General features: G+C 65.2%; 20 protein-coding genes and 1 pseudogene. 18 read left to right on the forward strand and 3 right to left on the reverse strand.

Annotated features, from left to right (window positions below; all coding sequences use genetic code 11):
* Nucleotides 1-30: 30 nt before the first annotated feature.
* The 4 genes from QUV25_RS16255 to QUV25_RS16270 all read left to right on the forward strand — a co-directional run bounded on the left by QUV25_RS16255 (nt 31) and on the right by QUV25_RS16270 (nt 5,621).
* On the forward strand, nt 31-2,766 hold the full coding sequence (locus QUV25_RS16255; RefSeq protein WP_300865489.1) for a DUF6531 domain-containing protein: 2,736 nt from the start codon (nt 31-33) through the stop codon (nt 2,764-2,766).
* Complete coding sequence (locus tag QUV25_RS16260; protein WP_300865490.1) at nt 2,763-3,266, forward strand: DUF6714 family protein; 504 nt, start codon at nt 2,763-2,765, stop codon at nt 3,264-3,266. Before QUV25_RS16255 ends, QUV25_RS16260 begins: the two co-directional genes overlap by 4 nt.
* A 94-nt stretch (nt 3,267-3,360) precedes the next feature.
* The gene (locus tag QUV25_RS16265; protein ID WP_300865491.1) at nt 3,361-4,524 is read left to right on the forward strand and encodes an AHH domain-containing protein; all 1,164 of its coding nucleotides are present in this window, start codon (nt 3,361-3,363) and stop codon (nt 4,522-4,524) included.
* A 458-nt stretch (nt 4,525-4,982) separates the two neighbouring features.
* Nucleotides 4,983-5,621, forward strand: a complete 639-nt coding sequence (locus QUV25_RS16270; protein ID WP_300865493.1) for a hypothetical protein — start codon at nt 4,983-4,985, stop codon at nt 5,619-5,621.
* A gap of 904 nt (nt 5,622-6,525) precedes the next feature.
* On the opposite strand, the pseudogene QUV25_RS16275 reads toward QUV25_RS16270, so the two are convergent.
* A pseudogene (locus QUV25_RS16275) lies at nt 6,526-7,431 on the reverse strand (magnesium chelatase domain-containing protein); the annotation flags it as partial.
* A 345-nt stretch (nt 7,432-7,776) separates the two neighbouring features.
* On the opposite strand from QUV25_RS16275, the gene QUV25_RS16280 reads away from it, so the two are divergent.
* The 7 genes from QUV25_RS16280 (at nt 7,777) to QUV25_RS16310 (ending at nt 13,769) form a co-directional block, all read left to right on the forward strand.
* Entirely contained in the window at nt 7,777-8,115 is a 339-nt protein-coding gene (locus QUV25_RS16280; RefSeq protein ID WP_300865494.1) for a P-II family nitrogen regulator, read from the forward strand.
* Between the two features lie 29 nt (nt 8,116-8,144).
* Entirely contained in the window at nt 8,145-9,578 is a 1,434-nt protein-coding gene (locus QUV25_RS16285; RefSeq protein ID WP_300865495.1) for an ammonium transporter, read from the forward strand.
* 182 nt (nt 9,579-9,760) lie between these two features.
* A complete protein-coding gene (locus tag QUV25_RS16290) occupies nt 9,761-9,991 on the forward strand; it encodes a hypothetical protein (RefSeq protein WP_300865496.1) in 231 nt (76 codons plus the stop codon).
* Between the two features lie 125 nt (nt 9,992-10,116).
* Nucleotides 10,117-11,241, forward strand: a complete 1,125-nt coding sequence (gene glcE / locus QUV25_RS16295; RefSeq protein WP_300865497.1) for a glycolate oxidase subunit GlcE — start codon at nt 10,117-10,119, stop codon at nt 11,239-11,241.
* A 5-nt stretch (nt 11,242-11,246) separates the two neighbouring features.
* Nucleotides 11,247-12,479 (forward strand): glycolate oxidase subunit GlcF, encoded by a 1,233-nt coding sequence (glcF, locus tag QUV25_RS16300; protein ID WP_300865498.1) that lies wholly within the window; start codon nt 11,247-11,249, stop codon nt 12,477-12,479.
* Between the two features lie 193 nt (nt 12,480-12,672).
* A complete protein-coding gene (locus QUV25_RS16305) occupies nt 12,673-13,032 on the forward strand; it encodes a CidA/LrgA family protein (RefSeq protein ID WP_300865500.1) in 360 nt (119 codons plus the stop codon).
* Nucleotides 13,029-13,769 (forward strand): LrgB family protein, encoded by a 741-nt coding sequence (locus QUV25_RS16310; protein ID WP_300865502.1) that lies wholly within the window; start codon nt 13,029-13,031, stop codon nt 13,767-13,769. Before QUV25_RS16305 ends, QUV25_RS16310 begins: the two co-directional genes overlap by 4 nt.
* 279 nt (nt 13,770-14,048) lie before the next feature.
* Here QUV25_RS16310 and QUV25_RS16315 read toward each other — a convergent pair whose 3' ends face one another.
* Nucleotides 14,049-14,528, reverse strand: coding sequence for a glutathione peroxidase (locus tag QUV25_RS16315; protein ID WP_300865504.1), 480 nt, complete (start codon nt 14,526-14,528; stop codon nt 14,049-14,051).
* Between the two features lie 174 nt (nt 14,529-14,702).
* Between QUV25_RS16315 and QUV25_RS16320 the strand changes: the two genes are divergently transcribed.
* Nucleotides 14,703-15,848: a hypothetical protein gene (locus QUV25_RS16320; protein ID WP_300865506.1), complete on the forward strand. Its 1,146-nt coding sequence runs from the start codon at nt 14,703-14,705 to the stop codon at nt 15,846-15,848.
* Between the two features lie 59 nt (nt 15,849-15,907).
* Here QUV25_RS16320 and lplT read toward each other — a convergent pair whose 3' ends face one another.
* Complete coding sequence (lplT, locus tag QUV25_RS16325; RefSeq protein WP_300865508.1) at nt 15,908-17,191, reverse strand: lysophospholipid transporter LplT; 1,284 nt, start codon at nt 17,189-17,191, stop codon at nt 15,908-15,910.
* A 174-nt stretch (nt 17,192-17,365) separates the two neighbouring features.
* Here lplT and alr point away from each other — a divergent pair, with 174 nt between their 5' ends.
* The 6 genes from alr (at nt 17,366) to QUV25_RS16355 (ending at nt 24,711) form a co-directional block, all read left to right on the forward strand.
* Nucleotides 17,366-18,484: an alanine racemase gene (gene alr, locus QUV25_RS16330; RefSeq protein WP_300865510.1), complete on the forward strand. Its 1,119-nt coding sequence runs from the start codon at nt 17,366-17,368 to the stop codon at nt 18,482-18,484.
* A gap of 142 nt (nt 18,485-18,626) precedes the next feature.
* Nucleotides 18,627-19,769: an efflux RND transporter periplasmic adaptor subunit gene (locus QUV25_RS16335; RefSeq protein ID WP_300865512.1), complete on the forward strand. Its 1,143-nt coding sequence runs from the start codon at nt 18,627-18,629 to the stop codon at nt 19,767-19,769.
* 10 nt (nt 19,770-19,779) lie between these two features.
* Nucleotides 19,780-23,055, forward strand: coding sequence for an efflux RND transporter permease subunit (locus tag QUV25_RS16340; protein WP_300865513.1), 3,276 nt, complete (start codon nt 19,780-19,782; stop codon nt 23,053-23,055).
* Between the two features lie 43 nt (nt 23,056-23,098).
* Nucleotides 23,099-23,335 carry a DUF2892 domain-containing protein gene (locus QUV25_RS16345; protein ID WP_300865514.1) on the forward strand — a complete coding sequence of 79 codons (237 nt, stop codon included), beginning with the start codon at nt 23,099-23,101 and terminating at the stop codon, nt 23,333-23,335.
* A 63-nt stretch (nt 23,336-23,398) separates the two neighbouring features.
* Nucleotides 23,399-24,388 (forward strand): SLAC1 anion channel family protein, encoded by a 990-nt coding sequence (locus QUV25_RS16350; RefSeq protein ID WP_300865515.1) that lies wholly within the window; start codon nt 23,399-23,401, stop codon nt 24,386-24,388.
* On the forward strand, nt 24,385-24,711 hold the full coding sequence (locus tag QUV25_RS16355) for a metal-sensing transcriptional repressor (protein ID WP_300865517.1): 327 nt from the start codon (nt 24,385-24,387) through the stop codon (nt 24,709-24,711). The genes QUV25_RS16350 and QUV25_RS16355 overlap by 4 nt, the downstream gene beginning before the upstream one ends.
* Nucleotides 24,712-24,797: the final 86 nt, after the last annotated feature.

Below are 24,797 nucleotides of genomic sequence, written 5' to 3' on the forward strand. Positions count from 1 at the left end.
TTGGCTGCGCTATCGCTTTGCGTTTTGAGCATGGCAATTCCTTCTATCAGCGCTGCCCAAGAGGTGTCCAAGTTCAATACTTGCAATCCATGGGGGCACCCCCCGACTTTTCCCGGATTTGGACGCACCGCTCTGGCAGCATGCGAAAACCACACGGCCAATTGGATAAGAGGGGAAAACATCAACACAAGCCTCTATGGAGGCTATCTCCAGAGCGCGGTTTGCGGCGGGGGAGCGAACTGCTGTATCAATTGGCCAGCAGGACAGCAAAACTACACCTGGCTGTGCAGCACTTCGCAACCAGAAATCCCCGATGAACCGACCTGCAAAACCGCGAATCCAGTGCAGCCGGGCACAGGCCGAAAACGGTTCGAAGAGACTGATTACTCGGGAAGCGGCACCCAAGCGCTTGTATTCACGCGCTACTACAGCAGCGAATGGACCGATGGCACCCGCACCTCCGCAGGCTTGACCACAATCAACCAGTGGGACGGCGGCTGGCGCAGCAACTACCACGCGGTCATCACCCAGCGCGAAGACGGCAGCTTGCGCGCCTTCCGTCCCGATGCGCGCATGGTCAAACTTGAGCAGTCCACATCGGGCGGTTGGGTGCAGGTCGGCGGCAAAGACACCGCCGTGGTTCTGCAAAATGCATCTGGCCAAGCCATCGGCTACACCTACCGGGTAGCAGCCGACGACAGCACCGAAACCTACAACACAGCTGGCCGCCTGCTCAGCATTCAAGCCCGCAACGGTTGGGTCACCACACTTACTTATTCTGACGCCACCACGCCCACCAACATCGCCCCCATGGCCGACCTGCTGATTGCGGTGCGCAACCATTTCGGCCGCGAACTGCGCTTCACCTACGATGCCCAAGGCCGCTTGGCTGAGCTGCTACCCCCGGGCGCCGTCTCCGGCCAACCACCGGGCGCCGCCAACAGCCCCATTCGCTACCGCTACGCCGAAACCGCCAGCTTGGGCACCAGCACCCCGGTGGCCGACCAGCTCAGCAGCGTCACTTGGCCAGACGGCAACACCAAGCGCTACCACTACGAAGACGCACGCTGGCCCCAGGCTGTGACCGGCATCACCGACGAGGGTGGCACCCGTTACGGCACCTACACCTACGACACCCAAGGTCGTGTGAGCCGCAGCGAGCTGGCGGGGGGCACCCAGCGCCTGGACTTCGCCTACGGCAGCAATGCCAGCGGGCAAGCCACCACCGCTATTACTGACTACGCCAGCGGCGGCGGTGCGGGCACGTCCACCACCCGCAACTACACTTTCAGCGACGTGGGCTCTGTTCGCTACCCCATCGCCGTCACAGCCCCCTGCCCCCTTTGCGGCAGCACCGCCCAGGCCACCCAATACGACGCCGCCGGCAACAAGACCCGCGAAGTCGCGCACGACGGCTCGGTCACCTTCTACGCCTACAACACCAAGGGCCAAGAAACCGAGCGTGCCACCTTCCCGCTCGCCTACCAGAGTGCGCTGACCCGCCCCGCCCTGCGCTTTGCCAACAGCATCACGAGCACCCGTTGGCACGCGACCTGGAACCTACCCACGCAGGTCGCCCAGCCCGGCCAGGTCACCAGCTACAGCTACAACACCAAAGGCATGCTCACCGGCCTGAGCACCGTGGCCACCACCGACGCCACCGGTGCGGCCAAGTTCAGCGCCGTCAGAACCGGCCCGGTGCGGGCCACCGGCTACGGCTACAACATCAACAACCTCAACACCTCCATCGTCGAGCGCACCGACGGTGTGGAAACCCAGCGCTGGAGGCTGGCCTACAACGCCAGTGGTGATTTGACCCGTATCACCGATGTGACCGGGGGCAACCAGTCGGCCACGCTGACCAACGATGCCCATGGCCGCTTGACACGGCTGGCTGCCAGCAACGGAGCGCTGGCCACGTTTGGCGCCAACAGCCGGGGGCAGATGATCACGGCCAACACGCCCAGTGGCAACGTGAGCTACGTTTACGATGCGCGCAACCTGATCAACGAGATACGCTTTGGCGACGGACGATGGGTGCGCTACAGCTATAGCGCAGCACAAAAGCTGATCGAGATTCGGGACAGCGGTGGTCTGGTGGAGGTGATTGCCGCAGGCGAAGCCGAGGGCCTGGACCCGCAGCGCCTGGCGCTGCGCGTGGCACAGTGGCTGGCGGATCGGGGGGACCGGGCGGCTCAGTTGCTGGTGCCAGAGGCTAAGGCTCAGGCGCAAGTTGTGCTGATCCCGGCAGGGATTGTGCTGGGGCTCTTGGTGATTGCGGACTGGCAGCGCAAGCAGCCGGGACCGGGAGGTGGCGCTGGCGCTGTGTGTTGCGGCGGTGACCCAACGCCAAGCCCCGACCACCTACCGATTCCCCCATTGGCAGTTCCTACCTGGTTGACGAAAATCGGCGTGATGCTTTCCGGGCAAGGTTCGTCAGGCGGGCAAAGCACAGCGCCGAGCTATGACAAAGCTGGTTTGTTGGTTAGCCCGCAGGCTTGTATTCCGCCGCCAGGGAATTGCTCTCCAGGCGATCATGAGCGGCTGCAAAATGAGGTCGATCAAGCGTGCGCTCAGCCTCGACAGTGCACAGGAGCCACCCCAAGATCTGAACTGATGGCAAACCTGGAGCTTCAAAGGTCTTGCGCCGTTGCCCGCGACAAGATCAACAAAAAGTGCTTCTCCGGTGGAAACTTGACACACCGCGATCAGACGATCGACGCTTGGAAGGGCGTTGCCCGATGCGAGTATTGGCTGACCCGATGAGCGTCGACATCTCCCTCTTCGATCAGAGGCCGTTTTCCAGTGAAGTCCCCCTAGTTCCTCCGGGGAGAGAGGGGGACCGCTGGGAGAATGACGAAGTCATACGCTTCTTCAAGGGCAAGTGCATTCAAGAGGTTAGCTACGAAGCGCTGAAGAGTGACTACAAGAAGGATTGGACCGCCGCCCATCACCTTATGAGTGATCAAGCATTCGCCTTCTTTTTGCCCTCTCTGCTTCGTTTAAGCCAAGACAACTACGAGGACTCGACGGATAACGCCGGACTGCTGGCTGACAGCCTCGTCTTCATGTTCCGCCGCATGGCGGAAGGAACCATGGACCATCGGCTGCTGCCGCTGCTGCGCGCTTACTCAAAACGACAACTCGGCGTGATTTCACTGTTCCTCCAAGAAATGAGCGAGCAACACTACCAAGGCATGGGTGATATGGACGACGCGGCAGTAGCGCTCAAACTGTTCTGGTCTCAGTACCTGCCCAGCAAGTAGGCGACTCGTTACTCCACCCGCTGGCATACCACCGGGCTCGGCCAATATCGCCCAGCCCAGCCAAGTCACCAGCTACAGCTACAACACCAAAGGCATGCTCACCGGCCTGAGCACCGTGGCCACCACCGACGCCACCGGTGCGGCCAAGTTCAGCGCCGTCAGAACCGGCCCGGTGCGGGCCACCGGCTACGGCTACAACACCAACAGCCTCAACACCACCATCGTCGAACGCACTGACGGCGTGGAAACCCAGCGCTGGACGCTGGCCTACAACGCCAGCGGTGACCTGACCCGGATCACAGATGTGACCGGGGGCAACCAGTCGGCCACGCTGACCAACGATGCCCATGGCCGCCTGACGCGGCTGGCCGCCAGCAACGGGGCTGTGGCCACTTTTGCCTGGAATGCGGACGGGCGGATGACCGCTGCCACCTTGCCTGGCTACAGCGCCTCGTTCACCTATACCGCCCAGAAGCGGTTGAACGAAGTGCGACTGAACACCGGCGAATGGCTGCGCGTCACTTACAACGCCAAAGGTGAACCCACCCAGGTTCTGAACTCCAGCGGGCAGGTGCAGACGGTGTCTGGCCTGTCGCAGCACTGGCTGCAATCAGACCAACCGCTGAACGCCCTGCAAACCCTGTTGGCGCGTTCGCTGGAACAGGGGCCTCAGCGGCTGGGCGATTTGTTGATCAAGTCGGCCATGGCGCAAGTGCCTGTGCCGCCCATGCCCGGCGGTCTTGTGGGTGGCTTGGCTGCCGCAGGTGGCGCAGCATCGCGCGGCGCTGACCCAGATCTCCCTGCCGCTAGCGGTTGCTGTGGCGGTGGCCTTCCCACTGACCGGGAGATTCAGGAGCGTTTTCAGCGCACACTGCCGTTCACGCTGATGCAAGGGGCCGTCGGCCTGATGGATGCCCTGACCCGGGATATCCTCACGATGAAGGGGCGCAGTGATTTGAGGAAGAATTTCTTGTGCTCCAAGCAACAATTGCCAACAAAATGCTGGGAAGCTCACCATATTGTTGCATTTGCAGCCGACGCCGCCGAACCCGCAAGGATAATCCTTCGCGATGTCGGAATAGATATCAACTCTATTGAGAATGGTGTCCCACTTGAATGCGACAAACACAAGGGTTTGCACACAACTGCCTACTACCTCAAGGTAAATACAATACTTGCACTATCACCAAAGAACCGCTCTGACATCGCACTCCGGCTAAGGGAAATTGCTACCGCTATACAGCTGGGAACATTTTAGTCATGGGAAAGATAAAACTTTACTACTGCTGGCCCTCTGAGGGCTACTACTCGGCACTTTTTGGAGTCAAAAATAGCCCAAGCACTATCGAGCAAATGGAATATGAAAAGCTTATCAAAGGGGAAGCTTTCGAATCCCCAGATACCTGGTCCCAATGGAAAATGACATGGGAGATAAAAAGCAAGAAATCCAAAAAACCGGATCTAACCTTTGCTGGCGCTATTCAGATTTCGTGTTCGGCATGGGCTGCAGATTGCCTTTGGCCAGAAAAAACCGAAGACTTTGAGTTGCTACCATTCACCGTTAACGAGGAACCTTGGCAAGTGATGCGACCACTGCGTTGGACCGAATCACACTGCCCCATAAATTCACGGATCGCACGGTCTGGCACTGAAGAGTTTCCCGAAGAGAAATGGGTCTCATGGATACACTGGATCAACATCACCGATCCGCGGGCGATGGAATGGGATGCCTTCAAACTCAATTTTTGGCGAGGTCCGATCTTCTACACCCAAAACTTCGTAGACCGTTACGAAGCTTTGGGCCTGAAGGGCGTGTACTTCGAGCACGTGGGCTACGTGGTGGACAGCGCCGAACAGGCTGTCCCGCCGCCACCCCGCCCGGCTCCCGAGGTGCCCCAGGCACCCCGCTGGCCGCGCTGGCGCGAAGCGCCCGCCAAAGAAAAGGCCCTGGTGCAAAGCAGCGGCCTGGCCTGGCTGGAGGCAAAAGGTCTGAACATCTCATCCAGCGCCGAAGCGGTGTTGGCCGCCATCACCGCCGAGGTGGAAGCCTTGCGCCCGGTGCGCACCACGCTCAAGCCCAAGGCACGCAACGCCTTGTTCAATGGCGTGGGTGGCGCGTTTGCGCTGCTGCTGGAGCGCGATCTGCAATGGCGCTGGGTGGACCTGCCCATGAGTTCGCGCAGCTGGGGCTTGGGCATGGCGTCCCCCAACGGCAGCCACGCACTGTGCCTGGATCAGGTCACGCTGCGGCAGATGATGTCGCCCGAGCCGCCCACCATCACCTTGCTGTTCAACATGATCGCCGGGGGCAACCTGCCGCCAGGCGGTGCGGGCGACTACGTAGCGATTGGGTAGACAACCACCCGGATCGCCCAGCCCGGCCAGGTCACCAGCTACAGCTACAAAACCAAAGGCATGCTCACTGGCCTGAGCACCGTGGCCACCACGGACGCCACCGGTGCGGTCAAGTTCAGCGTCACAACAACCGGCCCGGTCCGTGCCACCGGCTAGGAGAAGGGTCCTGCCCGTCTTTGCGCGCTGACTGGATCAGGCTCATGACGGCCACAGCGCGTTTGCACGCTCGCATGCTACCGGCAAACTGATGGTGCTGACCAAGAGCATTTCGCAGCACTCTAGCCGAGTGGATGGGAATCCTAGAACGAGCAAACGCAACGCCTTGCATCGGTTTCTCGTTTGAGAGGCTGCTTTGAAATTGCAGCGCGACGGGCCGCTCAGGGTCGAAACCGCCAGTCCAGGTGATGGGGAAGCGGTCGGTGGCTCGGCGCCAGCCGAGTCGCGAAAGCCGAATGACCGCAGTACCTCCAATTGTGTTGAAAAACTCCCTTGGCAAGTTTTCAGCACGTTTTCGGGGGTACTTCACCCCTTACCTTGAGTGAGATCGGCGATCCTAGGCCGTTCTATGAGGTCGAGTTTTTGGTCATCACGACTTCAACGGCGGCGCCCGAGTTTTTCAACACAATACCTCCTACAGCCGCCACTCAGGCTGGGGCAAGTCGAAACGCCCAACAGCCCCTTCGTTGCATTCAGCGCGAGCACAACCGCCGCCGGCGACCGACTCCAGTCGCTGCAGCGCAGCCACAAGCTTGAACCACTCCGTGAATCGTGGCAGCGGACTTGATACAGCTTTCTGCCTCAGTGATGTCCAACTTTGACAATCACAGCAGTCCAACTTTGACGGCTGACGCGCTAAGTTGTTGATTTAACGCTGTAAATAAATGCTGCATATTTGATTGTGTCCACCGGGCCGTGGCGGCGATCCGCCGCCCACGAGCGCGACCGCGCTGGCGCTGTGGTGCGGTGAGCAGGTGGGGCGCTGGCCCCAGCGAGCCAGTTCAAAGCGCCCGGCCAGTGAGGCCACGGCGGCGGATTCCAGGGCCTCGTCGGTGCTCATGGGCGGCAGCAGGCCAGCGAAGCGCTGCGCCAGCATGCTTTTGCCGGAGCCGGGCGGGCCGACCATGAGCAGGCTGTGGCCCCCGGCAGCAGCCACCTCCAGCGCCCGCTTGGCTGCGGCCTGGCCTTTCACATCGGCCAGGTCGGCATAGCGCTGCGCCGGGGCAATGACCTGTGCAGTCAGCCGCTGCCAGCCGTCACCTTCGGCGTTGTCGCCTTCGGCCAGCGCGGCCTCGGGCAGGAAGCGCGCGACCACGTCCAGCAGGTGGCGGGCGCGGAACACGGCGGCGCCGGGCACCAACGCGGCCTCTTCGGCGCTGCCAGGCGGCAGCACCAACTGCGAGCGCTCACTGTCTTTTCGGTGGAGAGCCAGGCTCATGGCCAGGGCGCCGCGCACCGCCCTCAGCTCACCACCCAGCGAGAGCTCGCCAGCGAATTCCCAGCCTTCGAGTTTGGCCGCGCTGATCTGGCCGCTGGCGGCGAGGATGCCCAGGGCAATTGGCAGGTCGAAGCGGCCGGAGTCCTTGGGCAGGTCGGCCGGCGCGAGGTTGACGGTGACCGTCTTGTTGGACGGAAAGTCCAGCCCGGCGTTGGCGATGGCCGAGCGCACGCGTTCGCGCGCTTCCTTCACCTCGGTGTCGGCCAGGCCCACCAGGGTGAAGCTGGGCAGGCCGTTGGCCAGGTGGACTTCCACCTGCACCGGACGCGCGTCCAGCCCGATCAGGGCGCGGCTGTGCACCAGCGACAGACTCATGGTGTGAAAACTCCCTGTTTCGGTGCACAAAACCAGACACGACCTCGAATCAGGTCAAGGCGGTGCATGCACAAACTTGGTGCGCACACCTTTGGTGTGACAGAGGGGCGTGCGCAGCGGCAGCGAAATCATGGCACAGGCGGCGCCAAAAGCTGCCACCCATGCGGGGGAGGTGGAGCTCTGGCGTCGCGATGGTGCAGCTGGCTTGCCACGAAGCTGCCCGCAGAGACCGCACCACACGAGTGGCCTGGCACGGACCGTGCTTGGGTGTGTCAGCGTTTGTATCCACCCCGGCGCCGGGCCTTCGGCTCAGCGTCTTTTGAGATCTAGAAGAGGAATCACAGCATGAAAATGGTTTCAGCCGTTATCAAGCCGTTCAAGCTGGACGAGGTGCGTGAAGCCCTGTCCACCATGGGCGTGCAAGGCATCACCGTGACCGAAGTCAAAGGCTTCGGCCGCCAGAAGGGCCACACCGAGCTGTACCGCGGCGCCGAGTACGTGGTCGACTTTCTGCCCAAAGTGAAGATCGAAGCCGCCGTGTCCGACGACCTCGTCGATCGCGTCATCGAAGCCATCGAAGGTGCTGCGCGTACCGGAAAGATCGGCGACGGCAAGATTTTCGTCACCGCCCTCGAACAGGTGGTCCGCATCCGCACCGGCGAAACCGGCAAAGAAGCGCTTTGATCAACGCCCGCACAAGAAAGAGCACGGACATGAAAAAGCTGATTGTTTCCCTCACGCTGGGCCTGAGCCTGGCCCTGGGCGGGCTGAGCGCCATCGCCCAGACCACCACCGAAGCGCCGGCGGCTGTCGCGGCGCCTGCTGAAGCTCCTGCTGCGGCGGCGCCTGATGCTGCTGCGGCCCCCGCGATGGCGGCTGAAGCCGCTCCTGCCGCTGAAGCTGAGGCTCCTGCGCCCACCGTGGACAAAGGCGACGTGGCCTGGATGATGGTCTCCACCATCCTGGTGGTCATGATGGTCATTCCTGGCCTGGCCTTGTTCTATGGCGGCCTGGTCCGCAGCAAGAACATGCTGTCGGTGCTGATGCAGGTGATGGTGGTGTTCTCGCTGATCACCGTGCTGTGGGCCGTCTACGGCTACAGCCTGGCGTTTGGTGGGGAAGGACTGATCATCGGTAACCTGAGCAAGGTGTTCCTGATGGGCGTCACCCCCGAGTCGCTCGCCGACACCTTCACCGATGGCGTGAAGATCCCCGAGTACATCTTCATCGCCTTCCAGTGCACCTTTGCTGGCATCACCTGCGCGCTGATCGTGGGCTCGTTCGCCGAGCGCATCAAGTTCGGCTCCGTGCTGCTGTTCTGTGCCCTGTGGTTCACCTTCAGCTACATCCCAATCGCTCACATGGTCTGGGGCGCTGGCGGTTACCTGCTGGACAAGGGCGCGCTGGACTTCGCTGGCGGCACCGTGGTGCACATCAACGCGGCCATGGCCGGCCTAGTCGGTGCCTATGTGATCGGCAAGCGCATTGGCTACGGCAAAGAATCGATGGCGCCTCACAGCCTGACGCTGACCATGGTGGGCGCCGCCATGCTGTGGGTGGGCTGGTTCGGTTTCAACGCCGGCTCCAACCTGGAAGCCAACACGTTTGTCGGTCTGCCGTTCATCAACACCCTGGTCGCAACCGCGGCTGCCGTGCTGGCCTGGTGCATCGGTGAGTCCCTGAGCAAGGGCAAGGCTTCGATGCTGGGCGCTGCATCCGGCGCGGTGGCCGGCCTGGTCGCCATCACCCCGGCCTGCGGTTCGGTGGGCCCCATGGGCGCCATCATCATTGGCCTGATCGCTGGCTTCCTGTGCCTGTGGGGCGTGGGTGGCCTGAAGAAGATGCTCGGCGCCGACGACTCGCTCGACGTGTTCGGCATCCACGGCATCGGTGGCATCGTGGGCGCGCTGTTGGTCGGCGTGTTCGGCGCCCCTGGCCTGGGTGGCACGGGTGGCGACGACTTCTCCATCGGCAGCCAGCTGCTGATCCAGGCCGAAGGCGTGGTCATCACCATGGTGTGGTCGGGTGTGGTCGCCTTCATCTGCTACAAGATCGTTGACATGGTCATGGGTCTGCGCGTCACGGAAGAAGCCGAGCGCGAAGGTCTGGACATCACCTCGCACGGCGAGACGGCCTACGGTCGCTGACCCGGCCGAAACCCCAGGCGGCGCTCACGTGCTGCCTGGGTGAACTGTTCTCCTTTGGATGTTGAACCCGCGTTGCCGAAAGGCACGCGGGTCTTTTTTTGGTTGGTGAACACATCACAGACAGCGATGGTTGCGCGCGGCAAGATGGCGCTGTTCCGATCACATTCCGAAGGAGGGACCCCATGCCCGAAGCTCTCAATCAGCGCCTGCTGTACGCTGGCGTTGCCATCTGGCTCATCGCCTGTTGCGCTACCGCGTTGGCCGCCCCGCCGCCAGGCGAGCGCAAGCTGCCGAGCAAGGTCACGTTCCACGACGCACCTTCCAGCGAAAAACCGGCCGCGCGCGAGAAGCGCCTCAAGCGCGAATGCAAAGGTCGACCCAACGCCGGCATGTGCCTGGGCTACACGCGTTGAGTCGATTCCCCTGCTCAGGGTAATCCCTGGGCGCGGCGATCCGACGCGCCCAGGGGGACGCGATTGCACCGCGCCGTGCAAAAAATTCAACGCCTCGCCAGGGGCTGGCCGCTACCATGGCGGCCATGCAAACACCGCCAGACCAAGCCCCCAGCCATTTGATCGACCAGGTGCGAGCCGCCAGCGCCGCGCGCCAGCCGCTGCGCATCGTTGGCGGTGACAGCAAAAGTTTTTACGGCCAACCCGGGGCAGGCCAAACGCTCAACACCAACGACTGGAGCGGCATCAGCAGCCACGAACCCACCGAACTGGTGGTGACGGTTCGCGCGGGCACACCGCTGGCCGAGCTGGAGGCCGCGCTGACCGAAAAAGGCCAGTGCCTGCCATTTGAGCCACCGCACTTTGGCCCGGCCTCCACCATCGGTGGCGCGGTCGCCGCTGGCCTGGCTGGGCCTGCGCGCGCCAGCGCGGGAGGTGTGCGCGATTTTGTGCTCGGCCTGCAGTTCATCGATGGGCGCGGCGAGTGGCTCACCTTTGGTGGCCAAGTCATGAAGAACGTGGCCGGCTACGACGTCAGTCGCGTGATGGCCGGCAGCCTGGGCACCCTGGGCGTCATCACCGACGTATCGCTCAAGGTGCTGCCGGTCGCGCCGGCCGAGGCCACGCTGGTGTTTGAGCTGGGTCAGCACGATGCGCTTGAACAGCTTCACCGCTGGGGCGGCCAGCCCCTGCCGCTCAATGCGAGTTGCTGGGTGAAGGACGAGACCGCGGCCGGGCAGCCCGAGCGCTTGTATGTGCGCCTGCGCGGCGCGGTCGCTGCGGTGGACGCCGCCAGCGAACGTCTGCTCCGAGAAGCCCAGGGTCAGCGCCTGGACAACGCGCAGGCCGCGGGCGACTGGGCCGCCTGCCGGGACCAGACCTTGCCGTTTTTCCAGACGCCCTCGCCAGAGCTCTGCCTGTGGCGGCTGTCGCTGCCGCAGACCGCGCCGGTGGTCAAGTTGCCTTACGCGCAGCTGGTGGAGTGGCAAGGCGCGCAGCGCTGGTTGTGGGCACCGGCATCGGCAGCGGCCGACATTCGGGCTGCGGCGGCTGAGCTCCAGGGCCACGCCACCCTGTTTCGCGCCGGCGCCGACGGTGCACAGCGTGTGCCGCGCTTCGACCGCCAGAGCGCCACCATCGAGACCATCACCCAACGCCTGCGCGCCGAGTTCGACCCGGCTGGCATTTTCAATCCCGGCCGGATGGTCTGAACGCGATGCAAACCCAACTCTCCCCCGAATACCAGGCCCGCGCCGACGGCCGCGCCGCAGAAGCCATCCTGCGCAAGTGCGTGCACTGCGGTTTCTGCACCGCCACCTGCCCGACCTACCAGCTGCTGGGAGACGAGCTCGACGGGCCGCGCGGACGCATCTATCTGATGAAGCAGGTGCTCGAAGGCGCCGAGCCCACGCGCAAGACGCAGATGCACCTGGACCGCTGCCTGACCTGCCGCAACTGCGAAACCACCTGCCCGAGCGGCGTCGACTACGGTCACCTGATCGACATCGGCCGCAAGATCGTGGACGAAAAAGTGCCTAGGCCGGCGTCCGAAAAGGCCGTGCGCTGGCTGCTCAAGGAAGGCCTGCCGTCGCCGCTGTTCGGCCCGGCGATGAAACTGGGCCAACTGGTGCGCCCACTCATGCCCGAGGTGCTCAAGAACAAAGTGCCCGCCAGGCAGAACCCGGGCGCCTGGCCCACGCAGACCCATGCGCGCAAGGTGCTGATGCTGGCGGGCTGCGTGCAGCCGAGCATGATGCCCAACATCAACAGCGCCACCGCGCGCGTGCTCGACGCCGCGGGCATCCAGACTGTGGTCGCGCCCAAGGCCGGTTGCTGTGGTGCGGTGAAGTTCCACCTGAACGACCAGGACGGCGGCAAGGCCGAAATGCGTGCCAACATCGACGCCTGGTGGCCCGAGGTGGAGGCAGGTGTCGAGGCCATCGTGATGAACGCTTCGGGCTGCGGCGTCACGGTCAAGGAATACGGCCACATCCTGGCCGACGATCCGGCCTATGCGGCCAAGGCGGCGCGCATCAGCGCACTTACCCAGGATCTGAGCGAACTGCTGCCTGCCTTGGTGCCCGCGCTCAAACCCAAGCTTGCGAAAGCGCCCGACGGCAGCAAGGTGGTGGGCTTCCACCCGCCCTGCACGCTGCAACACGGCCAGCAACTCAAGGGCGGTGTCGAACAGCACCTGAGCGCTTTGGGCTTCACCGTGATGGTGGCGAAGAACGAAGCGCACCTGTGCTGCGGTTCGGCGGGCACCTATTCGTTACTCAACCCCAAGTTGTCCTACCAACTGCGCGACCGCAAGCTCGGCCACCTGAACGAGCTCAAGCCCGCAGTCATCACCAGCGCCAACATCGGCTGCATCACCCACCTGCAAAGCGGCACGCAGACGCCGGTGAAGCATTGGGTTGAAGTGCTGGACGACGCGCTCAGATGTTGACCCCCCCGCGCCGCCTGCGGCGTCACCCCCCAGGGGGCGGCACTGGCGGCCCGGCGAAGCCGGTTCCGCGGTGCCCTGGAACAACTTCCCTTCCGGCGTGCTGTGTCTTCGCTCAGGATGCGGTGGAACCGGCTTTGCCGGGCCACTCGCATCGCCCCCTGGGGGGTGACGCCGCAGGCGGCGCGGGGGGGTCATGATTCCAGCGCTCGCCACCCTGCTTGTTTTCCAGTTGCTGGGCGAAGCGCTGGTGTTTGCCTCGGGCGCACCGGTGCCCGGGCCTGTGGTGGGGCTGGCTTTGCTGCTGTTCACCCTGGTGCTGCGACCCGCGTGGGTGACGGGACTCAAACCCACTGCCCAGACCCTGTTGCAACACCTGTCGCTGCTGTTTGTGCCGGCGGGGGTGGGCGTCATGCTGCACTTGCAGCGACTGGGCGATGAGGCGCTGGCCATCGGGGTGGCGCTGGTGGTCAGCACCTGGGTCGGACTGGCCAGTGCAGCGCTCACCATGGCCTGGCTGATCAAGCGCGCACGAGCGTCCAAGGGCACTGCATGACGCAGGGCTTGCCGCTCGCACTCAACGAAGTGTGGGTCTACCTCTCTGCAACCCCGCTGCTGGGGCTGACCGCCACCTTGCTGGTCTATCACGGCGCATTTCTCATCTACCAGCGCAGCGGCTTTCATCCGCTGGCCAACCCGGTTGCCATGGCGGTGATCGCGCTGGGCACGCTGCTCTGGGCCACTGGCACGCCCTACTCCACCTATTTCGAAGGTGCGCAGTTTGTTCACTTTCTGCTGGGTCCTGCCACGGTGGCGCTGGCCGTGCCCCTGTTTGAACAGCTCGACCGATTGAAGCGCCTTTGGCTGCCCATGCTGGGCGCGCTGGTGGTGGGGACGCTGGCGGCGACCGTGAGTGCCATCGGACTGGGCTGGGCCCTGGGTGCATCCAAGGCCACGCTGGCTTCGCTGGCACCCAAGTCGGTCACCACGCCGGTGGCCATGGGCATCGCCGAGAAGATTGGTGGCCTGCCTTCGCTCACCGCTGTGCTGGTGGTGAGCACCGGCATCGTGGGCGCGGCCAGCGCACGGTTCTTGTTTGACGCTCTGCGCATCCACGACCCCATGGTGCGTGGCTTCGCTCTGGGCACCGCCGCCCACGGCATCGGCACGGCGCGTGCGTTCCAGGTGAGCGAAGAGGCCGGCGCTTTCGCTGGTCTGGCGATGGGACTGTGCGCCCTGTTCAGCGCGGTGGCGCTGCCGCTGGTGGCGGGCTTGCTGCTGCGCTGGGTCTAGATGGACTCCCCCCGCGCCCGCTTCGCGGTCACCCCCCAGGGGGCGGCACTGGCGGCCCGGCAAAGCCGGTTCCGTGGTGCCCTTGGGTTGAGCGGCCTGCGGACCGATCAACACAGGTGCCTCGCGCACCTAGGCAGATCTCACCGCGCGCAGTTCGCGCGCCTGCGGCGCGCTTCAAGCGGTCCGCAGGCCGCTTGATCTCAGGACGCCGTCGGGCCGGCTTTGCCGGACGACCAGCGTCGCCCCCTGGGGGGTGACCGCGAAGCGGGCGCGGGGGGGTCAGATCACCGCCTCGATGTCCTTGGCGAGCTTTTCCGGTGCGTCTTGAGGTGCGTAGCGCTTGATGACTTGTCCGTCCTTGCCGACCAGGAACTTGGTGAAGTTCCACTTGATGGCCTTGCTGCCCAGCAGGCCGGGAGCTTCTGCGCTGAGCCACTGATAGAGCGGGTGGGCCTCGGCGCCGTTGACGTCGATCTTGCTCATCATCGGAAACGTCACGCCAAAGTTGCGCTGGCAAAACCCCGCAATTTCATCGTTTGATCCAGGGTCCTGGCTGCCAAACTGGTTGCACGGGAAACCGAGCACGACCAGGCCACGGTGGCCGTAGGTCTGGTGAAGTTTTTCCAGGCCGCCAAATTGCGGTGTGAAGCCGCAGGCACTCGCGGTGTTGACGATCAACAACGGCTTGCCTCGGTACTGGTCCAGGCTGACGGACTTGCCGTCGATGGACAGGGCTTCGAAATCGTAGAGGCTGGACATGTGTGTATTCCTTCGGTGGCTGAGGACGTGGCAATCCATTGTGGCGCGCCACACAAGTGCGTGTGCGATCCGTGACGTTTGTGTGCCTTCTGGGCGCTTGCCCTCGCTTGGGCGTGCACCAGAACGGGCATACTGGCACCCGGTATTTCAATCAGACAGCAGTGAGGACGCTTGATGCGTGGTTCATACACAGTGGCCCTGGTGGGGTTCGCTCAAAACGAGTCGGCGACCTTTGAGTCGTTTTTTCGGCTTGCCGCACGCCGACCGCCCAGCTACCGGGTGCAAGACGAGGTGATCGATGCGCAGATCCTGATCGTCAACGCCGACAACCCGCAAGCCCTGCACCTGGTGCGTCATGCCGAGCTGCCCGGGAGGGTGCTGCTGGTGGGCAACAGCGATGGCGGCACCGGCTGGCCGCTGCAGCGCAAGCCGGTCAAGCTGGTGGCGGTGTTGGCCGAACTCGATGGCATCGTGGGCGGCAAACCGGCTGCATCGCCGGTGGTCGCTCCCCCCGTCCAGCTCGCGGCTGGGGCCCAGCACGCACCACCGGTGCAGCCGCGCCAAGGTGGTGACCGCTCGTTTGCCCAGACCGAGCCCTACCAGAGCCGGCAGGCACCGCTCCTCGCGCCCGCCATGGCGCCGCGCCGACGCGCCAAAGACACCGAATTCCCGCCCACCCGGCCCATGACCCACGGTGATGCGGTGGCGGCCCGAAGGCCCCCGGCCGCTCCGCCGCCCGCCGCGGTGCGCCCGGCAGCGCCGGCGCAGCGCCCGGGTGTCATGGGTGTCACGGACTTTGGTGGACTGGAAGACTTGCCGCTGCCGGGCGCCAGGTCGAACGCAAGCCGAAGCGATCTGGCGCCGGAAAAATCACCGGCCAGCCGCAGCAAGGCGCCAGCGGTGCCCGAAGTGCAGCGCGGCGAGGTGCTGCTGGTGGCGGAGAGCCTGGTCGAAGGCCGCATCCTTCTCAAGCGTTTCAAGAAATACAACCTGAGTGTCGACTGGTCGCGTGAAGCGACTCAGGCGGTGGTCATGCTCAAGGCTCATCCTTACCGACTGGTGGTGGTCGACCGGCTCAGCGGCGAGCCCGACGCCTTCCAGGTCTGCCGCACCGCCAAACAGCAAAAGCAGCTCGGCAAGCCGCCCGTGGTCATCATGTTTGCCGCCATTGCAGGCAGCATGGACCGCATGAAGGCCGGCTTGGCCGGCAGCGATGCCTACCTCTCGCGATCGGTGGCCGAGTCCGACCTGTACAAGGTGCTTTCCCAGCATCGGCTGGTCAACCTCGAAGGCTTCCAGAAGACCTCAGTGGGGTTTTAGACCACCCCCGCCGAGGAGCTTGACCCACCCCCGCCGCAACTGCGGTGCGGGGTACCCATTCACCCGTGAAGATCGTCGCGTCGCGCGATTTCGAGCAGTCGCTCCAGCTCGTGCGGGTGCGCGCGCTGGTTGTGGCGGTGCCAGAGTGCGATCAGGGCCATGAAGCCGGCAACGACCAGACCAAACAAGGTGATCGCCACGAAGGCCGAGACGCCGGCGGCGGTCGAGAAGCTGTAGAGCGCGCCCAGGCCCAGGATGCAGGCCTGCTCATTGAAGTTCTGTACCGCAATGGAACGGCCCGCACCCATGAGGTTGTGGCCGCGGTGCTGCAGCAAGGCGTTCATGGGCACGACCAGAAAGCCACCCAGCCCACCCAGCAGCACCAGGAAGGGAGCCGCCACCCAGACGTTGTCGATGAAGTTCATCGCAATCACCAAGATACCCATGGCAATGCCCAGCGGCATCACCCGCGTGGCCTGATCCAGCCGCATGCGCATCGACGCCACCACCGCGCCCACAGCAGTTCCCACCGCGACCACGCCCACCAGCGCCGAGGCCTGCGAGGTGCTGTAGCCCAGTGCCGCGCCGGCCCAGGCCAGCACGATGTAGCGCAGGTTGCCCGACACCCCCCAGAACAGCGTGGTCGTGGCCAGCGAGATCTGACCCAGTCGGTCGCGCCACAGGCGCTGGTTGCAACGCCAGAAATCGGGCAACAGCGCCAGCGGGTTGGTGGGCATGGGCCGGGGGGTCACGCCCGTCAACGGGATGCGGGTGTTGAACCAGGCCGCCAGCGCATACACCACCACCAGCACCGCGATCGCCGCTTCGGGCGCGGTGTTGACCCCGGTGTGCATGAACGGCAGGTCCAGTGCCAGCAGGTGGTGGGACAGATAGGGCGCGATCAGCTGGCCACCGAGCAACACGCCCAGGATGATGGAGGCAATCGTCAGCCCTTCGATCCAGCCGTTGGCCTTGACCAGCTGCGAGGGCGGCAGCAACTCGGTCAGGATGCCGTACTTGGCCGGCGAGTAGGCCGCAGCGCCGAGACCCACCAGCGTGTAGGCCAGCAGCGGGTGCACGCCCCAGAGCATCATCAGGCAGCCCACCACCTTGATCGCATTGCTGATGAACATCACCTGGCCCTTGGGCCGGGCGTCGGCAAAGGCACCCACAAAAGGCGCCAGCGCCACATAAAACAAGGCAAAAAGCGGCACCAGTGCCGCGGCCTGCCAGTTGGGTGCGCCCTGCGTGCGCAGCAATTCGATGGCCACCACAAACAGCGCGTTGTCAGCCAGCGAGCTGAAGAACTGCGCCGTCATGATGGTGTAGAAGCCGCGCTTCATGGGGATGAATGGTGTGCCGAAGCTGCCCGGGCGCGGAGCCGGGCGCGGGTATTTTGTGCGAAAGTTCGGCGGGTGTCTCCAGCGATGCCGGGTTATAGCACGCGCCCCTTGGGCGCCCGCCGATGACCCCGGCGTCTGCCGCCTGAACTGCATCACCTCACCTCTGGTCTGTCCATGCCACGCCCCATCCTCGCCACCATCCATATCGACGCCCTGCGGCACAACCTGAGCCAGGCGCGTTTGCGGGCCCCCGACGCCAAGCTGTGGGCGGTGATCAAGGCCAACGCCTATGGCCATGGCATCGAGCGCTGCTTCGAGGGGCTGCGCAGCGCCGATGGCCTGGCCATGCTCGACTTCGATGAAGCGCAGCGCGTGCGCGCGCTGGACTGGCGGGGTCCGATCCTGCTGCTGGAAGGTTGCTTCGAGCCGCGCGACCTGGAACTGTGTTCCCGCCTTCACCTGTGGCACACCGTGCACTGCAACGAACAGATCGACTGGCTGGCTGCCCACAAGACGCAGCAGCCGCACCGCGTCTTCCTCAAGATGAACAGCGGCATGAACCGGCTCGGCTTCACCCCGACCGCGTTTCGTGCCGCCTGGGTGCGCCTCAACGCGCTGCCACAGGTGGAAGAAATCTCGCTCATGACGCACTTCAGCGACGCCGATGGCCCGCGCGGCATCGCTCACCAGGTGGCAGCATTCGAAGCGGCCACGGCCGACTTGCCGGGCGAGCGCACCCTGTGCAACAGCGCGGCCATCCTGCGCCACGCGAGCAGCCCGCTGCGTGGCGAAGGCGTGTCCACGCTGTCGGCCGACTGGGTGCGCGAGGGCATCGCCCTCTATGGCAGCGCGCCGGACCACCCCGAGCACACCGCCGCCAGCTGGGGATTGCAGCCAACCATGACGCTGTCGACCCGCGTGATCGGCGTGCAGACCTTGCAGCCGGGCGACACAGTGGGCTATGGCTCCAGTTTCACCGCCGAGCATCCCATGCGCATCGGCGTCATCGCCTGCGGCTACGCCGACGGCTACCCGCGCCACGCGCCCACCGGCACGCCGGTGCTGGTCAATGGTGTGAGCACCCGGGTGGTGGGGCGGGTGAGCATGGACATGATCACCGTTGACCTGACGCCGCTGGACGCAGCCACCGGGGTTGGCACCGAGGTGGTGCTGTGGGGCCGGGCGGCGTCGGGCGCCGAGCTGCCGGTGGACGAGGTGGCAGCCTCGGCCGGCACGATTGCCTACGAACTGCTCTGCGCGGTGGCGCCGCGGGTGCCCTTCGCGGTGGATTGAGGCCTGCCGCCGGCCGTGCTGAGCTTGTGCAGGTCGGGCTGTGTGAGAGTGAGGAGCTCTGCAGGGCGGGGTGAAAAATCGGGTTGCCTCTTGTACCCCTAGGGGTATGTTGATATACTGTGGCAGGTATAGGAGTTTCAACATGCTGTCCCCGTCTTCCTCTCCCCTGCTGGCCGCCCTTCCCGCTGCGGTCGACCGACGCTTTGGCGCCGTGGCTGTGTCGCTGGTGCTCGCGGCGGGGCTGCTGCTGGGCGGCGCCGTGCTGGCGGCGGATGCACCGGCCTCAGCGCCTCGGGTCCCGGTCATGAACATGGGAGCGCAGGCGGTAGGCGCCGGGCTGGAGCTGGATGGCAGCCTGCAGGCGGTGCGCCAAAGCACGTTGTCGGCACAGGCCAGCGGGCGCATTGCGCAGCTGAGCGTGAAAGCGGGTGACCGGGTCAAGGCCGGGCAGGTGCTGGCCGTGATCGACGACCGCGCCACGCAGGCCGGCGTGGCCCAGGCCCAAGCTGGCGTGGCCCAGGCCGACGCCCAGCTCGCCAATGCCCGCGCCCAGTACGAGCGCACGCGCGACCTGCGCGCCCAGGGATTCATCGCCCAGGCTGCGCTGGACAACGCGCAATCGCAGCTGCGCGCCGCCGAAGCCGGTCTGGCCGCTGCACGCGCCGGCCGCACGCAGTCGTCGCTGGTGCAAGGCTTCACCCGATTGACCGCGCCCTACGACGGCTGGGTGCTGCAAACCCACGCCGAAGCCGGCGCGCTCGCCATGCCGGGCACGCCGGTGCTCACGGTGTATGCGCCGCAACCCATCCGGGCGGTGGTGTATGTGCCAGCATCGCAGCAGACCGCCGCTGCTCAGGCCAAGCGCGTCGAAGTGCGCCTTCCGGGCGACACGGCCTGGGTTCAGCCGGCCTCGGTGACCAGCCTCCCCGCAGCCGACCCGGTGTCGCAGACGGTGGAATGGCGGCTGGACCTGAGCGCAGCCGATGGCGCCAGCCAGGTGCCTGGGCGCCAGGTTCGGGTGCGCTTCGTGATCGATGCGGAGCAGCAGCGGCTGGTGGTGCCCGAGTCGGCGCTGCTGCGCCGCGGCGAACTGACCGCGGTGTATGTGGTGGTCCCGCGCGGGGAGGGCCAGCCGTCAGGCTTCGCATTGCGCGCGGTGCGCACCGGTGCCAGCCACGGCGAGGCCGGGCTGGAGGTGCTGGCCGGACTGAAGGCAGGTGACCGAGTGGCGCTGGACCCGGTGCGTGCTGGTCTGGCGGGTGCACAACCAACGGCCGGGCAGTGAGAGGTCGAACATGAGCGACGCTCCTCACACCCCACTGCCAGACGGTGCGCCCGAGAAGCTGGGCTTCTCAGGCTCGGTGGCGCGCGCCTTCCAGTCGAACGCCATCACGCCTCTGCTCGCCCTGGTGGCGCTGCTGCTCGGTCTGTTTGCCGTTCTGGTGACGCCACGAGAAGAAGAGCCGCAGATCAACGTGACCATGGCCAACGTGCTGATCCCATTTCCCGGGGCATCAAGCGCAGACGTTGAAAAAATGGTGGCGGCACCGGCTGAGCACGTGCTGTCCCAGATCCAGGGCATTGAACACACCTACTCGGTATCGCGCCCCGGTGTGGCGGTGCTGACGGTGCAATTCCAGGTCGGCGTGCCGCGTACCGATGCGCTGGTGCGGTTGTACGACGTGCTCAACGCCAATCAGGACTGGCTGCCTCAAGGCCTTGGCGTGCTCACCCCAATCGTCAAGCCCAAGGGCATCGACGACGTGCCGGTGCTGGCCGCCACTTTGTGGAGCAAAGACGCGGCCAGCGCTCACGACCTGGAGCGGGTGGCGCACTCGGTCGAGAGCGAACTCAAGCGCGTGCCTGGTACCCGTGAGGTGGTCACCATCGGCGGGCCGGGGCGCGCGGTGCATGTCTGGCTGGAGCCGAACCGGTTGCGCGAGCGCGGTATCAGCGTGCAGGCCTTGCACGGCGCCATCGCCGCGGCGAATCAGGCCATGCCTTCGGGCTCTGTCGCCAACCCGGCGGCGGCAGTCGGCGAGCCCGGCATGCTCAGCGTGCAGACGGGCGAGTTCCTGCAGAACGCGAAAGACGTGGGCGACATCGTGGTCGGTGTCAGCCAGGGCCGGCCGATCTACCTGCGCGAGGTGGCGCGCGTAGAAGCCGGCGCGCAGTTGCCGCAACGCTACGTGTGGTTCACCCCCGGCGCAGCCGATGCCGAACACGCAGAACAACAGGGCCAGAGCCACCCCGCTGTCACCATCACCGTGACCAAGAAGCCGGGCGAAAATGCGGTCGATGTCGCGGCCGGCGTGCGCGAGCGGCTGAGCCTGCTGCAGAACACGGTGATTCCAGACGAGGTGCAGGTGTCGATCACCCGCGACTATGGCCAGACCGCCGCCGACAAGGCCAACAAGCTGATCCAGAAACTGATCTTCGCCACCGGCAGCGTGATCATTCTGGTGGGCCTGGCGCTGGGTCGGCGTGAGGCCATCATCGTGGGCGCTGCCGTCATCCTCACGCTCACTGCCACGCTGTTCGCGTCCTGGGCCTGGGGCTTCACGCTCAACCGCGTCTCGCTGTTCGCGCTCATCTTCTCCATCGGCATCCTGGTGGACGACGCCATCGTGGTGGTGGAAAACATCCACCGTCACCGCCAGCTCACGCCCGATGTACCCTTGTCGGTGATCATCCCGCGGGCTGTCGATGAAGTGGGTGGACCCACGATCCTGGCCACCTTCACCGTGATTGCCGCGCTGCTCCCGATGGCGTTCGTGAGCGGTCTGATGGGGCCGTACATGAGCCCCATCCCCATCAACGCCAGCATGGGCATGGCGATTTCGCTGGCGATCGCGTTCACCGTCACGCCTTGGCTGGCGCTGAAACTCACCAGGACCGGCGAGGGCCACGCCGCACACGGCCCGAGCAAGGTCACCAATGCCTTGCAGGGTTTCTTCACCCGTGTGCTCACGCCCTTGCTGGCCAGTGCGAAAAAACGCTGGCTGTTGCTGGCAGGCATCTTGATCGCGCTGCTGCTCTCGGTCGGCCTGGCCGCGGTGCAATGGGTGGTGCTCAAGATGCTGCCGTTCGACAACAAGAGCGAATACCAGGTGGTGCTCGACATGCCAGCCGGCACACCGCTGGAAGACACGGCCGCCACGCTGCAGGACATGACCGCCTGGCTGGCCCGTCAGCCCGAGGTGGCCAACGTGCAGGGCTATGCGGGCACCGCCAGCCCGATCACCTTCAATGGATTGGTGCGCCAGTACTACCTGCGCGCCGACGCCGAGAGTGGCGACCTGCAGATCAACTTGGTCGATTCCCACCACCGCAGCGAAAAAAGCCACGCCATCGCGCAGCGCCACCGGCCCGAGCTGGAGCGCATCGCCGCGCTTCGCGGTGCCCGCATCAAGGTGGTGGAAGTGCCGCCGGGGCCACCGGTGCTCTCACCCATCGCGGCCGAGGTCTATGGACCGGACGAAGCGGGTCGCGCTGAACTCGCGCTGCGCGTGGCCCAGGCATACCGCGACACGCCCGACATCGTAGGCGTGGACACCACGCTCAAGGAAGCGGCACCGCGCGCTTTCCTGCGCATCCAGCGCCAGCGCGCCGAGTCGCTGGGTATTCCGGTGCAGGTGATTGCGCAGACCGTCAATGCCGCGCTTTCGGGTGCTGACGCCGCCTACCTGCACGACGGCCAGGCCAAGTTCGCGGTGCCGGTGCGTCTGCAGTTGCCGCTGGACAAACAGGTGGGTCTCGACAGCCTGCTGGCGCTGCCCCTCAAGGCGGCCAACGGCGCCATGGTGCCGCTGTCCGAGCTCGTCACCGTGGAGCGTGGTGTGATCGACCAGCCGCGCTACACCAAGAACCTGCTGCCGGTGACCTACGTCATGGGCGACATGGCGGGCCAGCTCGATTCGCCGCTGTACGGCCTGTTCGGCATCCGCACCCGCATGGACGCCGCGGCGCTGCCCAACGCCGGTGAGCTGGGTGAATACTGGATCAGCCAGCCCAAAGACCCCTACCGCCAATACGCGGTGAAGTGGGACGGCGAATGGCAGATCACCTACGAAACCTTCCGCGACATGGGCGCGGCCTACGGCGTGGGCCTGATCCTGATCTACCTGCTGGTGGTGGCGCAGTTCAAGAGCTATGTCACGCCGCTCATCATCATGGCGCCGATTCCGCTGACCATCATCGGCGTGATGCCCGGCCATGCGCTGCTCAATGCGCAATACACCGCCACCTCGATGATCGGCATGATCGCGCTGGCCGGCATCATCGTGCGCAACTCCATCCTGCTGGTGGACTTCATCGAGCTGGAAACCGCGCGGGGCGTGCCGTTTGCCGAGGCGGTGGTGCAATCCGCCGCGGTGCGCGCGCAGCCGATTGCGCTGACCGGCCTGGCCGCGATGATGGGCGCCTTTTTCATTCTGGACGACCCGATCTTCAACGGTCTCGCGATCTCGCTGATCTTCGGCATCGCGGTGTCCACCTTGCTCACTCTGGTGGTGATTCCAGTCCTGTATTTCGCGGTCTACCGCAAGCACCACGAGGTCGCACCGGCCTGATCTTTTTCCCTCTGAGTTGTCCCTTTTTTTCAAGGAGTCTGAAATGAACGTCGAACGTTACATCCGCATCATGGCCGGTCTTGTGGTCATGCTTTCCCTGGCCGTGGGCTACCACGGCAGCCCGATCTTCGTGAGCGAGTGGTTCCTGGCGCTGACCGCATTTGCAGGCTTCAACCTGTTCCAGTCGGGCATCACTGGCTTTTGCCCTCCCGCCATCCTGTTCAGGAAAATGGGCGTGCCCGAAGGCGGCGGTGCCTGCTCCACAGGCAAGGCCCGCTGACCGGATTCCCCGCCCACTTTCCCAAGGTCTGCCATGTCCAGTCCGACACCATTGAAATTCCTGATGCCTGGCTGGTTTTCGGTGGTCATGGGTCTGTGTGGCCTGACCCTGGCCTGGCACAACGCGGGTCCTGTGCTGGGCGAGATGGCCACCGGCATCGCCCTGGTGCTGGGTCTGCTGTCGGCGCTGGTGTTCGGGGTGCTGCTGGTCGCGTCGGTGGTGCGCTGGCAGCGCTACCCCGCCGCACTGGCCGAAGACTTGCGCCACCCGGTGCGCCACGCGTTTGTGGCGGCGTTTCCGGTGTCGGTGCTCTTGTTGGCCGCGGTGGGCGTCGCGCTCTCGGGGCCGAACCCGGTGTGGAACGGCCTGTGGTGGCTGGGTGTGTTGACCCAGCTCTGGGCCACGGTCTGGGTGCTGGGGCGCTGGCTGGCGCCGGTGACACCGGGACAAGGCCCAGGCAACACAGGCCTGTGGCCAGCGGTCACGCCGGTGCTGCTGATCCCGGTGGTCGGCAATGTGGTGGTGCCCCTGGCAGGTCTGCCGCTGGGGCACGAGGCCTGGTCGGCAGCGCAGATGGGAATCGGCGCTTTCTTCTGGCCCATCGTGCTGGCGCTGGTGCTGGTGCGCCGCATCGCGCACAGCCCGGTGCCCGACCGCATCCTGCCGGCCTGGTTCATCACCCTGGCGCCGCCGGCCGTGATCGGCATCGTGCTCCTGCAGTGGCAGGCGCCGCTGCCGCTGGTGCTGGCGCTCTGGGGCGTGGGGCTGTTCACCCTGTTGTGGTTGCTACCCATGCTGCGCCGCATCGCCGGCCAGCCGTTTGGCCTGGCGTTCTGGGCACTGTCGTTCCCGCTGGCCGCACTTTGCACCCTCACCCTCAAGCTCGCCGCGCTGCAGCCGGGCAGCGGCGCCTGGCAGACCGGGGCTATGGTCCTGCTGGCCATCACCTCCATCGTTGTGCTGTGGCTGGGCTTTGCCACGGTGCGCGGCCTGCGCGACGGCACGCTGCTCGCGCCAGAGCCGCTGGCCAACATCCAGCCTGTGGCGGCATGAAACCAGCGCCCTTGCCCCAGTCCGAACCCACCCGCGCGGCGACCCTGCCAGCCGAACGCAAGGCCGACCTGCTGCACCGCCTGCGCCGCGCCGAAGGCCAGGTGCGCGGCCTGCAGCGCCTGCTGGAAGAAGGCGCCGACTGCGCCCGCATCGCGCAGCAACTGCTGGCCACGCGCCACGCGCTGGACAGCACCTACGTGCGGCTCAACCTGTCGGTGGCCGAGCAGGAACTCGCCACCGGCCAGTGTGAGGGCGGCGTCAGCCCGGCGGCCGTGGTCGAGGTGCTGGACCGGCTGCAGACGCGGCTGGGGCGGTCGCGTTGAGACCATTGACGGCTGGCTGACCGGATTCGACCTATTGTGTTGAAAAACTCCGCTGAGCCTCAATTCTGGCCCGCGGTTTGCATGCC

The organism is Hydrogenophaga sp. (assembly GCF_030373245.1).
Taxonomy (GTDB): domain Bacteria; phylum Pseudomonadota; class Gammaproteobacteria; order Burkholderiales; family Burkholderiaceae_C; genus Hydrogenophaga.